The 15,109-nt window shown below is 61.3% G+C and carries 13 protein-coding genes; 5 read left to right on the forward strand and 8 right to left on the reverse strand.

Annotated elements, in window-relative coordinates:
* Window positions 1-5: 5 nt before the first annotated feature.
* Entirely contained in the window at window positions 6-1,367 is a 1,362-nt protein-coding gene (pbfA, locus tag HT585_RS27850; protein ID WP_176356037.1) for a (R)-1-hydroxy-2-aminoethylphosphonate ammonia-lyase, read from the reverse strand.
* A 140-nt stretch (window positions 1,368-1,507) separates the two neighbouring features.
* Between pbfA and HT585_RS27855 the strand changes: the two genes are divergently transcribed.
* Window positions 1,508-2,398, forward strand: coding sequence for a LysR substrate-binding domain-containing protein (locus tag HT585_RS27855; protein WP_176356038.1), 891 nt, complete (start codon window positions 1,508-1,510; stop codon window positions 2,396-2,398).
* A gap of 330 nt (window positions 2,399-2,728) precedes the next feature.
* Window positions 2,729-2,818: a hypothetical protein gene (locus tag HT585_RS31925; protein WP_246707986.1), complete on the forward strand. Its 90-nt coding sequence runs from the start codon at window positions 2,729-2,731 to the stop codon at window positions 2,816-2,818.
* 114 nt (window positions 2,819-2,932) lie between these two features.
* Here the strand turns inward: HT585_RS31925 and HT585_RS27865 are convergent, their stop codons facing one another.
* From HT585_RS27865 to HT585_RS27895, 7 genes are all read right to left on the reverse strand, one after another.
* Entirely contained in the window at window positions 2,933-4,948 is a 2,016-nt protein-coding gene (locus HT585_RS27865; RefSeq protein WP_210270592.1) for a putative 2-aminoethylphosphonate ABC transporter permease subunit, read from the reverse strand.
* Between the two features lie 2 nt (window positions 4,949-4,950).
* Window positions 4,951-6,114, reverse strand: coding sequence for a putative 2-aminoethylphosphonate ABC transporter ATP-binding protein (locus HT585_RS27870; protein ID WP_176356039.1), 1,164 nt, complete (start codon window positions 6,112-6,114; stop codon window positions 4,951-4,953).
* Window positions 6,115-6,196: 82 nt separating this feature from the next.
* The gene (locus HT585_RS27875) at window positions 6,197-7,219 is read right to left on the reverse strand and encodes a putative 2-aminoethylphosphonate ABC transporter substrate-binding protein (protein WP_176356040.1); all 1,023 of its coding nucleotides are present in this window, start codon (window positions 7,217-7,219) and stop codon (window positions 6,197-6,199) included.
* 337 nt (window positions 7,220-7,556) lie between these two features.
* Window positions 7,557-9,011 (reverse strand): phosphonoacetaldehyde dehydrogenase, encoded by a 1,455-nt coding sequence (gene phnY, locus HT585_RS27880; RefSeq protein WP_176356041.1) that lies wholly within the window; start codon window positions 9,009-9,011, stop codon window positions 7,557-7,559.
* 10 nt (window positions 9,012-9,021) lie between these two features.
* Window positions 9,022-10,290, reverse strand: a complete 1,269-nt coding sequence (phnA, locus tag HT585_RS27885; protein WP_176356042.1) for a phosphonoacetate hydrolase — start codon at window positions 10,288-10,290, stop codon at window positions 9,022-9,024.
* A gap of 21 nt (window positions 10,291-10,311) precedes the next feature.
* Window positions 10,312-11,514: a 2-aminoethylphosphonate--pyruvate transaminase gene (locus tag HT585_RS27890; protein WP_176356043.1), complete on the reverse strand. Its 1,203-nt coding sequence runs from the start codon at window positions 11,512-11,514 to the stop codon at window positions 10,312-10,314.
* Window positions 11,515-11,615: 101 nt separating this feature from the next.
* Complete coding sequence (locus tag HT585_RS27895; RefSeq protein ID WP_176356044.1) at window positions 11,616-13,274, reverse strand: Na/Pi cotransporter family protein; 1,659 nt, start codon at window positions 13,272-13,274, stop codon at window positions 11,616-11,618.
* 113 nt (window positions 13,275-13,387) lie between these two features.
* Between HT585_RS27895 and HT585_RS27900 the strand changes: the two genes are divergently transcribed.
* From HT585_RS27900 to HT585_RS27910, 3 genes are read left to right on the forward strand one after another with little or no spacing between them, the layout of a single operon-like run.
* The gene (locus HT585_RS27900) at window positions 13,388-14,278 is read left to right on the forward strand and encodes a LysR substrate-binding domain-containing protein (RefSeq protein ID WP_176356045.1); all 891 of its coding nucleotides are present in this window, start codon (window positions 13,388-13,390) and stop codon (window positions 14,276-14,278) included.
* Complete coding sequence (locus tag HT585_RS27905; protein ID WP_176356046.1) at window positions 14,275-14,526, forward strand: hypothetical protein; 252 nt, start codon at window positions 14,275-14,277, stop codon at window positions 14,524-14,526. Before HT585_RS27900 ends, HT585_RS27905 begins: the two co-directional genes overlap by 4 nt.
* Window positions 14,527-14,563: 37 nt before the next feature.
* A complete protein-coding gene (locus tag HT585_RS27910; RefSeq protein ID WP_176356047.1) occupies window positions 14,564-14,797 on the forward strand; it encodes a BrnA antitoxin family protein in 234 nt (77 codons plus the stop codon).
* Window positions 14,798-15,109: the final 312 nt, after the last annotated feature.

Here is a 15,109-nt window from a genome sequence, read left to right on the forward strand (position 1 = left end):
TCAATTCAACCCGCCAGGATCGATTGCTCGACGATCGCCAGTGCCCGGTCGAGCTCCTGGCGCGAGATCACCAGGGGTGGCGAGAGCGTCATGACGTTCCCCCCGCTGATCTTCAGGCTCAACCCCGCCTCCAGGCAGCGATAATAGGCGCGTTCGGCCAGCGCATTGTCGGGCGCAAAGTCTGTGCGGTCGCGAACGATCTCGACACCGAAGAGCAGGCCGCGGCCGCGGACATCGCCAATGGCCGCGCAGCGTTCGCCGAATGCGCTGAGCCGCTCCATCGCATAGCTCCCGAGTTCCGCTGCCCTCTCCGCAAGGCCCTCCTCGATGATGATCGAAATGGTGGTCAGTGCCGCGCGCGTCGTCACCGGGTTCTTTTCATGCGTGTAGTGGCCGATGGCATAGTCGCCCGCTACGTCGAGATCGCGCCGGGCGACCACGCTGGCGATCGGCAGGATACCGCCGCCGAGTGCCTTGCCGAGTACGAGTATATCGGGGACGACGTCGTCATGGTCGCAGGCGAAAAAGCGCCCGGTTTTGCCGAGCCCCGTCGGAATTTCGTCGAAAATCAGCAGGGTTCCGTGCCGATCGCAAGCCTCGCGTACCTGTTTCCAGAAGCCCGGCGCCGGCGGATTGGGCGTTGCCCGCATTGGCTCGGCAACCAGCGCGGCAAAATCGCCTTCGCGGGCCAGCACATAGGAGACCATGCTGGCGCAGGCGCGGGCAGAAGCTTCGAGCGTGTCCTGGCCATAGGCGCAATGGCGGCTGGCCCAGGGCGCGACGTGTTCGGCGCCCGGCAGCAGCGGTCCGGCGATCCCGGAGCGGAAGGTGGCCTCACCGCCGACGCTCGATGCGCCGAAACCGGCACCGTGGAAGGCATCCCAAAAGGAGAGAGTTTTGAAGCGGCCTGTCGCAGCGCGCGCCAGTCGCAGTGCGACCTCGATCGCATCGGAACCGCCGGTGGTGAACAGCACCTTGCCGAGATCGCCTGGCGCCAGTCGGCCCAACGTTTCTGCAAGCTCGACGGCGGGTTCGCAGGTGAAACGGCGCGGCGCGAAACACAAGTCGTCGATCTGGGCCTTGATCGCCTGTTTCAGCCGTGGATGCCCGTAGCCGATATGGTGAACGCTGTTACCGTGGAAGTCCATGTAGCGGCGGCCGGCGGTATCCTCGATCCATATGCCTTCCGCCTTGGCGATGGCCGTCAGGCAAGGGCTGGAAAGGCTCTGGTGGAGAAACGCATCTGCGTCCCGCTCCACCAGGGATCTCGTCCGCGCATCGTTCGCCCGAGCGTTCCACGTTCCCCTGGCTGCCGTGGTGTTGGCTTCGCCCTCCGTGTGAACCAGTGCGGATGCTGTGGCTCTCATCTTCTCTCCGATCGACGCGATATCGTGCTTGGACGCGTAACCTATCGCACCTATCGGAAGAGGAACAAAATCGATATTATAGCGACGAATTAAGATTCTCTCGATACAAGGAAATCTCACACCAACGGTCTCGTCCTCTCATGCGTTATGTCCAGCTTCGGGCTTTCCACCACGTGGCTCTCACCGGCAGCTTTTCACTGGCCGCGCGCGCCTTGCACCTCACGCAACCTGCCATCTCGGACCAGGTCCGCTGGCTGGAAGAGGAATATGACGTTGCCCTGTTTGTGCGAAAACGTCGGCAAATCGAGCTGACACCCGCGGGCTCCCGGCTTCTTGTCACGACCCGTCGCCTCTTCGATGCGGAAGGCGAGGCGCTCGATGTCCTGCAGGAGGAACGGTCGCTGCGGGCGGGCGCGCTCAGGATTGCCGCCGATTCGGTCGATCATGTGCTGGACGTCCTTACCGTTTTCCGGGAGCGGTTTCCCGGCATCCAGATCAAGGTCGTAGGCGGCAACTCTCACAGCATCGTGGAAGCTCTGCTTGCCTATGATGTGGATGTCGGCGTCCTCGGCGAGCTGCCCGACGAGCGCCCGTTCGACGTTTTTTCGCTCAATGTCTCCCCGGTTGTCCTCTTCGCCGCACGCTCTCATCCCCTTGCGACGCAGCAGAGCGTTCCCCTCGAAGCGTTGAGCGCATGGCCTTTGGTCATGCGTGAGCAGGGTTCACGCACCAGGCAGATGTTCGAGAAGCTCGCCGAGGCACAAGGCGTGCCACTGTGCTTTGCCATTGAGGCCGAAGGCCGCGAAGCGGTCCGGCGGATCGTTGCCGCCGGCGGGGGTCTTGGGATCGTTTCCGAGGCAGAGTTCGACAACGACCCGCGGCTGGTAAAAATCGCGCTCGAACACCAGCCTCTTTCGATGCATGAGAAGCTGATCTGCCTGAAAGATCGTCGCAACAGCAAGTCAATCCAGGCGTTCTTCGCAACCGCTCGGTCGTTGACGCGCCAAGCGCGTCACAGCCAACTTCCTTGAGGTCTCCTACGTCGCGGTCATTTCGGACAGCCAATCCCGAAATGCCCTGACTTTCGGCAGTTTCGCCTTGGGCCCCGACGTCAGGAACCAGTATGACCCGGCGGCTTGAAGCCGGTCGCCGAAAGGCTCCACCAGCAAGCCGCTCGAAAGTTCACGCTCGACAAGTGCTGCACGGCCGAGCAAGACGACATGATGGATGGCTCATCGGCGCGCCGATCATGGGCGAGGAATTCGGCACGCGACCACCTGTCACCGATCCTGAAGTCGCAGGGCATGGCAAGGGCCAAGCTAGCCCTGATCCGCGACAGCGAACTTGAAGTGAATTGGAAGATGGTCGTCGAGAACAATCGCGAGTGCTATCACTGCGAGGCCAATCACCACGGATCTGCCGGACGATGCCCTCGTTCGGTTCTCCACTAACAACATCACATCAATTCGTGTGACCGACGTATCAGTCTCAATCCAACACGTTTGACTTACCAGAGGCGGCGGCACGCCGGCGAAGGGGGAAACCTCCGCCCGCGATGTGTCGGCCTATCGCCACGCCTGCGTACGGGCCAGCAGACCACGGGCGAGCAGCGCATGGATGAGCTTGGCGGCGACGTTGGTATAGAAGATCATCATGCCCATGGCTGCCGCCGGTGCGATGTCGCCCGCATCATCCATGTTGAGCACGGCGACCGATGCAAGCTTGGTATCGGAAGCATAGAGGAAGACCACCGCCGAGACCGTCGTCATGGCGTTGACGAAGAGATAGATTGCGATGTTGAGGATCGCCGGCAGACAGACCGGCAAAGTGACCCGGAAGAACAGCCGGTGGAAGGGCTGCTTTAGCGAAGCCGCGACGGATTCGAACTCCGGATCCATCTGCTTCAGCGCCGTGAGCGCCGTCAGATGCGCGACGGTGTAGAAGTGCGTGACCGTCGAGACGACGAGGATCGTCATCGTCCCGTAGATGGCGTTGAGCGGATTGGCCGGATTGTTGAAGAAGAAGATGTAGGCAAGTCCGAGCACCATGCCCGGCACGGCCATCGGCATCATCGCCAGAAAATGGAAGACGTTCCGGCCGAAGCGGAAAGCATCCGCCTTCTCCACCATATAGGCGCCGGCGAAGACGATCACCGAACCGAACAACGCTGTCAGCAGCGCAAGCCTGATCGAGTTGGCATAAGCAGACCAGCCGCCGCCGTCCATCAGGTCAAAGGCGAAATTCTTCGCGGTCAACGTCAGATCGTAGGGCCAGAATTTCACGACCGCTGCGATCTGGCACATGGCGATCATGCCGAGGATGAAGAAGCTGACGAGGCATGCGAAGGCAAAACAGATGCCGTCCATGCGGGCATTGGGCTTGGGCACATAGGGCACCGCCCGCGCCGAAAGCAGCGCCACCTGGCGCTTCTGCATGCGGCGGTCGACGGCGAAGGCGAGGATGGCGGGCACCAGCAGGATGACCGAAACGACCGCGCCCATCTCGAAATTCTGCTGGCCGATCACCTGCTTGTAGATATCGACGGCGAGCATGCCGTATTGTCCGCCGATCACCTTGGGCAACCCGAAATCCGTGATGACAAGCGTGAAGACGACGAAGGCGGCCGAGACGATGCCAAAGCGGGCGCCTGGCAAGGTGACGGTCGTGAACGTGCGCCACTTGCTGGCCTTGAGCGATGCGGCAGCTTCGTAGTGGCGGGCGTCTGCGATGGAGAGTGCGGTCAAGATAATCAGAAAGGCATGCGGCAAGGTAAAAAACACCGAGCCGATGACGATGCCGATCGGGCCGTAGATCGAGTAGCCGAGAAGCCAATCCTTGAAGATACCCTGGTTGCCGAAGAGGTAGACGAGCGCGATGCCAGGCAAGAGCGACGGCACGAGGATCGGGATGGCGAGGATGCCGCGGAACAGGCCTTTGAGCGGCATGCAACTGCGCGTCAGCCCATAGGCGAGAGCGAAGGCGATGGAGATCGTCACCACCGTACTGATCGCCGCCATCAGCACCGAGTTATAGATCGAGCGGGCAAGTGCCGGCGTCGAAAAATAAGTCTTGAAATTGTCGAGGCCGAGCGTTCGTGCCGGCCGCAGCATGATGCGCCTGAAGGTGCCGGAATCATATTCACGCCATTCGGTGCCTTTCTCCAGCGTCGAACCGACGAGAAAGGCCGCATCATCCGTGGTGCCACGAATACGGTAGTGGACCGGGCTGCGGAAGCTGAAGTCCGGGAAGAATTTTGTGGCTGCAAGCCGGCCATCGGTGCTGCTCGCAAGGTCAGCTTCCGCCACGGCGGCAAGCGTCCTGTTGAGGGCATCTCCCGTGACGACCCGCCCCCATTTCGTGCGCGTTTCGTCGCTGACCTGGAACTCGAAGGCCGCGAGATCGAAGCGATAGGTCGACAGCGACTTCGACAACATGACGAAAAGCGGCGCCCCCAGGGCGACGATCAGGTAGAGCCCGATGACGGCCATGAGGCCAAACTTGATGCGGTCGTCGCGGGACGTTTCCTGCCGCAGTCGCTTGCCGGTCAGCGGCAGGTATGGTGCTTCGAGGGTGATGTTCATCCTCAGGCACTCCTTGGAAAGAGCAGCAGACGATCGCGCGGGATTTCCACCTGGATCACCCCGCCCGTCTCTATGTTCAGTCGGCGCACCGCATTGACGGAGAAGTCGGCAACCAGCGTGCGCTCGCCAAGCCGCGGCGCCGTCAGGCGCGTGCGCCAGAACATGCCCAGGAACTCCATCTCCCGTACTTCGGCATCGATAAGGTTTTGTGGCGTCGCAGGCCGATCGACGGCACTAACGACGTGGGCATGGGCCCCATGCGGAATGATGTCGACCGGGCGCACCACCGCCGTCGCCGTAGCGCCCGCTGCAAGATCTTTCGTTGAACAATCGAAGGCCGAGTGGCCAATCTCGACCGCCCCGTCCTTCAACACCATTGCAGGGAATTGGTTGGTTTCGCCGATGAAGTCGGCAACGAAGAGGGTTTTCGGGTGGCTGTAGATTTCGGTCGGTGATCCGACCTGCTCGATAACACCGTGATTCATCACCACGATCCGGTCCGCCATCGCCAGCGCCTCTTCCTGGTCGTGCGTTACCATGATGGTGGTAACACCGAGCTTTCGCTGCAGCGACTTGATTTCATGGCGCAAGTGCACCCGCACCTTGGCGTCGAGGGCGGACAGCGGCTCGTCCAACAGAAGCAGGCCAGGCGATATCGCGATAGCGCGTGCAAGGGCGATGCGCTGCTGCTGGCCGCCGGAAAGCTGGGCCGGATATTTCTTGCTCTGTTCAGAAAGTCCGACCGTTGCCAGAAGCTCGGTGACGCGCGTGGCAATCTCGGCTCTTGAGCGGCCGGTGTTTTCAAGACCGAAGGCGATGTTCTGCTCTATGGTGAGATTGGGAAAGAGCGCATAGGACTGGAAGACAATGCCGTAGTCCCGGTTGGAGGCAGGCAGTGTCGAGATGTTGCGGCCGCCCTGCAGGATCCTGCCAGCGGACTGAAGGTCGAGGCCGGCGATCGCCCGCAGGAGGGTCGTCTTGCCACAACCCGAGGGACCAAGGAAACAGATGAATTCCCCCTTGGCTATGCTCAGCGATATGTCACGAAGGGCGACGAAGTCGCCATAGCTTTTCCAGAGATCGGAGATTTCCAGATAGGGCGCCGCCACTTCCGGGGCACGGGCAATGCCCGTAGGCGTCGGTTCGATCGACAAGGCATGTCTCATCTGCAAGCTCCGCTGGCTGTCAGGCAATTTTCGAGAATGCGATGGGCGGGGAGCGCGAAGCACCCCGCCCGGGCGATCGATGTCAGCTCTTCGGTTCCGACTTGGCGTCGTAACGCTTCTGCCATTCCTTCAGGATGGTGGCGCGATTGTTCGCGGCCCATTCGAAGTCGTTGTCGATCATCTTTGCAGCGATGTCGGAGGGCAGATGCTCGACCGGCTTGGCGACACCCGGATAGGCGACCACAGCATAGCCGGCATTGTACATTTCGTTGGCCTCCTTGGTGACCGACCAGTCGACCAGGGTCTTTGCAGCCTCAAGGTTGGCCGTGCCGGCGATGATCGCCGTTGCCTCCGCTTCCCAGCCGGAACCTTCCGTCGGGAAGATGATGTCGATCGGCGCGCCGGCGCTCTTGGCCTTGGCGCCGGGGAACTCGAAGGAAACACCGATCACGGCCTCGCCGGCGCCTGCCATCTTGCACGGCTTCGAGCCGGAATGCGTATAGGCGGAGATGTTCTCGTGCAGCTTGTCCATGAAGGACCAGGCCTTCTCCTCGCCCCACATCTGCATCCAGCCCGACACGTCGAGGAACCCTGTGCCGGATGAGGCCGGGTTCGGCATGACGACATGCCCCTTGTACTCGGGCTTTGTCAGGTCATCCCAGCTCTTGGGAGCCTTCAGGCCCAGCTTTTCGCCCTCCACCGTGTTGTAGCAAAGGGCCGCGACATAGGCGTCCATGCCGACCCAGCTCGGCGGGTTGTCCTTGTCGACGAATTTCTTGTCGAGCGCCTCGACGCCCTTCGGCTGGTATGCTTCCAGCATGCCCTCCGTTTTCAGGAGCAGCAGCGATGTTGCGGCAAGCCCCCAGACGACATCGGCTTGCGGATTGTCCTTTTCGGCAAGCAGCTTGGCCGTCATCACGCCGGTCGAATCCCGGACCCAGTTGATCTTGATATCGGGGTGCGACTTCTCGAACGTCGCCTTGTAGCGATCAAGGTCGACAGCCTCGACAGCGGTGTAAACGGTGAGTTCTGTCTGGGCGGAAGCAATGGCAGGAAGCACCACGGACATGGCGCCGGCAAGCATAAAAAACATGTGTCTGTTCATGCTGAAAATCTCCTCTGGAGGCCTGGAAAAAATTCCGGGAAGCATGGCTGGCAATCTGTCGCTGCCCTTGTCTTGCACGCTTCAGGAGGCATTCTGCGTGGGTGATTTCAATTAGTAAAATTTATTATTCTTATCGTTGGCAAAGTAAAAACTATGGATCTGCTGCCGCTTTATTCGGCACCTGCGGAGCAATCGATGATGAAACCGCCACCGGCTGCATCATCCGGCGGCATTTGCCAAAAAGGGCTGCAACAGACCAAGAAAAAAGGGAGCTGCCGATCGGCAGCTCCCAGATATGGTGGCCAGGCAGGGGACACCCGGATCACCGGGACCCAACTCACCAGGGCAGGGAAAACGTCTTGACGTTGGTAAAGCTCTTCATGGCTTCGATCACACCTTCCTTGTAGCCGTTGCCAGAATCCTTGATGCCGCCGAAGGGAGACATTTCGATTCGGTAGCCGGGCACTTCCCAGATGTTGACCGTGCCGACCCTGAGCCCGGCGATATACTTCTGCATCCGGCGGAAATCGTTGGTGCAGACCCCCGACGACAGGCCGAAGGCGGTCGAGTTGGAAAGCGCGATCAGCGCATCGTCATCGTCGGACGCCCGCACGATCGGAATGATCGGCGCGAAGGTTTCCTCCATCACCAGTTCGCTCGAATGCGGCACACGATCGACCACGATCGGCGGAAGCAGGGCGCCGCGGCGGCCGGGATCGTAGAGGATCTCCGCGCCCTCTTCGGCCGCCTTGTGCACACGACGCTCGAAGATTTCGGCGGCACGGGCATGTACCACAGTACCCAGTTCGGTCGACCGATCCATCGGGTCGCCGAAGCGCAGCTTCTTGGCCCGCTCCAGCACCAGCGGCACGAAGCGGTCGGCGACACTCTCCTGGCACAGGATACGCTTGACGGCCGTGCAGCGCTGGCCGGAGTTCTTCGTCGCGCCGGCAACCGCCAGGTCCGCCGCCTTTGCCAGGTCGTCGTCCGACAGGTCGTTGAGAATGATCAGCGGATCGTTGCCGCCGAGCTCAAGGATCTGGCGCTTGTAGTGCGCGTTGGCCGCGATCAACTTGCCCACCGGCACGCTGCCGGTGAAGGTGATGAGGTCGAAGTTCGGGTTGGTCATCATCTCCATGCCGATATCCGCCGGCCAGCCGGTGACCACCGACAGCATTTCCGGCGGCAATCCGGCCTCGTAGAGAATGTCGGCGAAGACGAGCGCCGTCATCGGCGTCAGCTCCGTCGGCTTTAGCACCACGCAGTTGTTGGTGGCGATCGCAGGCGCCACCTTGTGCGCCACCATGTTGAGCGGATGGTTGAATGGCGTGATCGCTGAAATGGCGGTCAGCGGCTCGCGCATCGTGAAGATCTTGCGCGCCTTGCCATGCGGGGTGAGATCGCAGGAGAAAATCTCGCCGTCATCGTGGATACACATCTGGCCCGACAACGTCAAAACGTCGAAGGCGCGCCCGACTTCGTAGAGCGAATCCTGCTTCGATATGCCGAGTTCCAGCGTGATTATATCGGAGATCTCCTCCTTGCGGGCGACCAGTATCTCGGCCGCCTTCAAGAGGATGCGCTGGCGCTCGTACCGGGTCAGCTTCGGCTGATAGGCCGCCGCGATCTCGAAGGCCTTGCGCGCATGCTCGGCATTACCCGCTGGAACCGTGCCGATGACGGCATCGTTCCAAGGATAGTGCACCTCGATCACGCCCTCGGCATCGACCGTTTTGCCGGCAATGCGCATGGGCTCGTGGCGCAAAGCAAATGTCGTTTCCACCTTGGTCATCATCCGCTCCTCAATTTGCCGGCTGCGCTGCGGCGACCAGCGCATAATAGAAGGCGTCGAAGTTGCGCAGGGAAGCGGCGGAGGTCAGCTCGGGAAGCTTGCGGTTGGAGATGAAAGGCACCTGTTGTTCGGTGAGGCCGCCGTGCGACCGAAGCGGCTCGTTCAGCGCGGCGAGGTCGTGGCGATGCTCGCTGGTGCCGAGCGTCTTGTTCTCCGAGGAGATGAGCACGATATCGCCGATGCGATCATCAGGCAGTTCGAAGCGAATGCAGGCCTCGGGTCGCGAAAGTACGACATCGATGCCGTCGATCGCCGCGAGCCGCTCGATGATCTCTTCCTTGTCGGCGCGTTCCGGCAGATAGGCAGTTGCGAACGAACCCAGTGCGCCGTGATGCACGACGTAAGGGTCGGTGATCGGCAGGATGACGCGCGCGGCATCCTTGCCGAGCCATTCGTCGAGCACGTCCTGCACGTAGATGACATCGGGCGAACCGTCTGCCTTGTGCTTCGGCTTCATGCCGTGGTCGGCCGTCACGATGATCGCCGCTCCCAGCGCGTCGAGTTCGGTCAGATACTTGTCGAACATCTCGTAGAACGCGTTCGCCTGGGGAACGCCGGGCGCATATTTATGCTGCACGTAATCGGTCGTCGTGAGGTACATGACGTCGGGAGAAAACTCCTTCAAGAGCTTCACACCGGCGGCAAAGACGAATTCCGACAGTTCCGCCGAGTAGACTTCCGGCACCGGCCGGCCCAGCCAGGCCGAGGCATTGTCGATGCCATGTTCTGCCTTGGTCGATTTGTCCGCCTTTTCGGACGAGAAGCAGATCGCCCTGCCCTCATCGAATTTGAGCCCGTCACCAAGAAGCGCACGCAGCTTGTCCTTGGCGGTAACCACGGCGACCTTGGCTCCGGCATCGTAGAACGCCTTGAAGATGGTCGGAGCGCGCAGGAAGCGCGGATCGTTCATCATCACTTCCTTGCCGGTCTGCGGTTCGTAGAGGTAGTTGCCGCAGATGCCGTGAATGGCCGGCGGACGACCGGTTGCAATCGACAGGTTGTTGGGGTTGGTGAAGCTCGGGATGACGCTGAGCGCCGTGCGCTCGGTGCCGGTCTGGCGCATGCGGGCAAGCGTCGGCATCAGTCCGGCCTTGATGGCCTCGTCGAGATAGGCCGGCTCGCAGCCGTCGAGGCAGATGGCGATGGCCGGGACGTTCGGCCAGGGATAGCTGCGCCGGTTGGCGGTGACGGCAACGTTGATCTTGGACATCTGGTTCATCGGGAAAATCCTATCGTTCATTCAGGCGGCGAGACGGCTGCGTTCGGCAAGGGCGACCGCCGGCGGGGCGGCGCTGGCAACCCCCATTTCGGTGAGGGATGTGCGCGCGGCCTCGACCACGCGGCGCATCACATGTTCATCCATGCGGCCGATGCAGCCGATGCGGAAGCTGTCGACGACCGTCAGCTTGCCGGGATAGATGATGAAACCCTTCTCCTTCATCAGCTCGTAAAAGCGATCGAAGGCGAAAGCCGGATCGGCCGGGCTGAAGAAGGTGACGATGATCGGCGACAGCCAGCGGTCGGCAAGCAGCGTTTCGAAGCCTGCCTCGCGCATGCCGGCGACCATGACGTCGCGGTTGCGGGCATAGCGGGCGCCGCGGGCGGCAACGCCGCCTTCCTCACGGTGCAGCCGCAGCGCCTCCAGGAACGCAGCGACAACGTGGGTCGGCGGCGTGAAACGCCACTGGCCAGTCTTGTTCATGGCGTCCCACTGCGCGTGCACATCGAGGCTGAGCGAATGGCTGCGACCCTTGGCGGCCTCCAGCTCGGTCTTGCGGGCGATGACGAAGCCGAATCCGGGCACGCCTTCGATGCATTTGTTGGCGGACGAAACGATCGCCTCGTAGCGCAGATCGGCAATTCCGGCCGGAACGGCGCCGAAGGCGCTCATGGAGTCGACCAGCAACTTGCGCCCGTTAGCATAAACGACCTCGGAGATTTCCTTCAGCGGATTGAGGATGCCGGAGCTGGTCTCGCAATGAACGACGATGACATGGGTGATATCCGGATCCGCATTGAGCGCTGCGGCGACTTCGGGGCCGCGGGGCGGCATGTAATCGCCTTTGTCGATCGTCACATGGTCGCGGCCGAGATAGGTGAGCGTCTGTGCGATGCGCTTGCCGTAGGCACCGTTGATAAGCACCAGGACCTTGCCGTCGCGCGGAACGAAGCTGCCGAGCATGGCCTCGACCGAGAACGAGCCGCTACCCTGCATCGGAACGCAGTCGAACTCGCCCTTGGCATCGCCGGCAATGTCGAGAAGCTGGCGGCGCAGTTCCGCCGTCATCGCGCGAAAGTCGCCATCCCACGAGCCCCAGTCGCGGAGCATAGCCTCCTTGACTTCATAGGCCGTCGTCAGCGGGCCGGGCGTGAGCAGATAGGGTTCGCCCAGTCTTGGCGTTTCCAGTGGTGCGATGGTTCTGTCAGAAGCGGTGTTTGGCATTGTCCGTCCTCACGTTGGCGTCTCCGGGAATGACAATGCGGCGGCTTGATATATATGTAAAATCGTTCTTTTGTATGAATCTATCGATTTGACTTATACTGCTATGCTGCCGACACGAGACGACTTTCGAGCAGATCCCCGGTCTCGCGAAGGCGTGGATAGGCCATGGTCGTGACCAGCGAATTGAGTTCCTTCAGCGCGCGCACGATCTCCAGATGCATGTCGCTCGACTGGATACTTGCGGATATTCCCTGCCTGAGCCGCTCGAGGTGGCTCTGGCTGCTTTCCTGCACCAGGCGGCGGACATGTTCCTTCTGACGCACCATCTCTCGGGCAATCACCGGTTCGGGTGAAACGAGCAGACTGGCGGCAAGCTTCACGTTCGAAAACACGGCAACATGCAGCGCCATCAATTCGTGCCAACCCGCTGGCGAAAAGGCGCCGGCACCCTCCAGTCGCTCCTCTGCCATGCGCAGCAGGCTCTTCGACACGACGTCGCCGGCATATTCCAGATGAATGGCTGCCTCGGTGAGTTCGATGCCGCGCCGCGATTGCTCCTCTGTCAGGATGCCCCGGTTGACTTCGGCGATGAAGAGCTTGATCTCGCTATGGGCGCGATGGATGTCTGCATCAATGCGACGCAGCGCTTCGACGGTCTCGGGCGTCGGCGAGGCGATCACCTCCATGACCGGTTCGAGCATGCGCGTGATCAGGTTTCCCATATGCAGCACTTCCCGTGCGGCGGCCGCCAAGGCCTGAGCTGGCTTGTCGATCAGAGACCGGTCCAGCGCGCTGACATGCGCCAGGAGGCTGGCTTCTTTTTCCGCGCCGTTTTGCGGGGTGAGCAGACGAATGAAGCGCGCCATCAGGCCACACGACGCGAGCCCCAGGAGCACCAATGCTGCATTGAACAGCACATGCAGATTGACGAGCTTGGCGGCGACCGTCGCACCGGGCAGCCATGCAAAAGACACTTGCAGGGAAAACAGCGCGAAGACCGCCGCACTGAACAGCGCCCTAAAGATCAGATTTCCAAGTGGCAGCCGCCTGCCGTCCACCGGCAGACCGCGCGTCAACCACAGAGCGATCAGCCCGCCGCCGAGATTGACGCCAAGAACGAGCGGGATGCCGACGTCGAGCGGCAGCAGGCCCTTGGCCGCAAAGGTCAGAATCAGAAGGATCGCCGCGACACTGGAATGCAGCCCCCAGGTGAAGAGCGCGGCAACGATCATCACCGTCAGTGCGTCCTTGCTCAGCATCTCGATCGCCGCCGGCAGGAGCGGGCTCTGGCCGAGTGGGAGGGTAGCGTGCCCGATCATCTGAAGCGACAGCAGCAACAGGCCAATGCCGAGAACCGCACGTCCCGCCTCGACCGGCTTGCGGCCCCGCGCCTTGAGATGCAGGAGGCCGCCGCCGGCGATCAAGAGCGGCGCAAGCCAGTGCAGATCGAAACTCAAGATTTTCACGACGAGCGCCGAGCCGAGGTCAGCGCCGAGAAGCACCGCCAGGCCGACATCGAGCGCCAGCGCGCCGCTTACGGCAAAGCCCGCGGCGAGCATGGCGACCGCCGTCGAACTCTGCAGTGCGATCGCGATCAGACAGCCGTAAGCTGCTGCGCGCGGTCTACCGCCGGCACCGCCGACGGCCCGGGTGACGACATCGCCACAGGCGGCCTCGACACCCTTCTTGACGAGACTGACAGCGTAAAGCAGCAGGACTGTTGCTGCGGCAAGCTCGAGGGCGACAGCCGAGAGGTTCATGGGCGCGCTCCGGAAAAGGTTGGCTCCGGAAACTATCTTTTGCCTCTTTACATAAATCAAATCGTTCGTTCTGATGGTTCCATCGACAGAACTTATCTTTTGAGGGTGTTACCGTGCGCTATGTCCAGCTCCGTGCCTTCCACAATGTGGCCATTCACGGCGGCTTCTCGCGGGCAGCCGAGGCGCTGTTTCTGACCCAGCCCGCCGTCTCCGACCAGGTGCGCAAGCTGGAGGAGGAGTATGACGTCCTGCTCTTCAACCGCAACAAGAAGCAGGTGACGCTGACGCATGCCGGCCAGCAGCTTCTGGAAGTCACTCGCCGGATGTTCGATGTCGAGCAGCAAGCGCTAGATCTTCTTTCGGAATCACGCGCGTTGAGAGCCGGAAAGCTCCGGATCGTCGCCGACGCCGCGCACCATCTGCTGCACATCCTGGCCGCCTTCCGGCGCGCCTACCCGACCGTTCAGGTGTCAATCGACGCCGGCAACACCGAGACAGTCATTACCAGCCTGCACGCCTATGAGGCCGATATCGGAGTTCTGGGCGAAATCCCTCAGGTCGGCGACTTCGACGTTCTCAAGCTAAATTCCACACCAATCGTCGCCTTCGCAAGCCGCGACTATCCTCTTGCGGCGGGTGAAAGCGTCACCTTCGCGGAACTGGCAAATCACCCGCTCGTCATGCGCGAACGAGGCTCGAAGACCCGCCAGAAACTCGAGGCGATGGCCGAACAATGCGGCGTCACCCTCACGCCTTTGATCGAGGCCGAGGGGCGCGAGGCGGTTCGCGAGATCGTCGCCGCCGGCGGCGGTGTTGGCTTCGTCTCGTCGGCCGAGTTCGGCCAGGACAACCGTCTCGTGCCAATCAGGATCGATGCTCCGGAAATGCTGATGGATGAGGCGCTCATCTGCCTGCGCGAACGCAGCAACGGAAAGCTTGTTCATGCCTTCTACGAAATAGCGCGCAAGCTCACTCAAGGCGGAGCAGAGGGAAAAATCTCTTGAATCTCCACATCGGCAAGAGCCTGGTCGCCGGCCAGACTATGGCCGACAGCCGCGACACCCATGATCAATTCAGGCGAAGTGGTGATGAAAACGCCTGGCGAACCGTTGGGAGTCGCGAACGACCATCAAAGACCGCGGTGCTGACGTTGAATCAGATCGCGTTCTCAGCCGAAAATCGCCCTATCAACATATTAATCTCTGTGCACCATCCAAAGCGCTATCCCTTGAGCATTCAACAGGGCGAATAGGTAGCGGAGCCCGATCGGGCACGAAAAGGAAGTACTCATGGCAACGACTCCCCGAAGACCAGCAAATCCGAAAGATGCAGCCGAGGCTCTGTTCAAGCCGGCAAAGAAAGTGGCCGCGCCTGCGGTCGAAAGACCCGCGCTCCCGAATGCCAAGGAACTTGTTTCGCTTAAGATCGACAGCGATGTCCTCGCGCATTTTCAGGCGGACGGACCTGGCTGGCAGGAGCGCATCAACGATACCTTGCGCGCCGCCATGAAATCGTCGGCGTGACCGTCCTCGCCAAACGCAGGATGCATTCGCGGCGTTGAGTGTCTCGAATTGACGAACCGGCTGTTTCCCAGGGATGCCAACGAGCATGCGAGGGCACAGCAGCCGAAGAGCAACGCACCGTTTGTGTGAGACTTGGCGACTGAGCTGCGCGACCGAAACGTTTGGCCCGGAGTTCAATGGTAAAATGGCGCACCAGACATTTTGAGACCGGCTCGGCGGCAAGGCAGCCACCGATCGGGGTCAATGCGCATGAAATGTCCCCCTGCCCTTTACAAAGCCGGTTCGGCATGGACACATTCGCGTTTGGAGGAA

This window comes from Ensifer oleiphilus (genome assembly GCF_013371465.1).
GTDB classification, from domain to species: Bacteria; Pseudomonadota; Alphaproteobacteria; order Rhizobiales; family Rhizobiaceae; genus Ensifer; species Ensifer oleiphilus.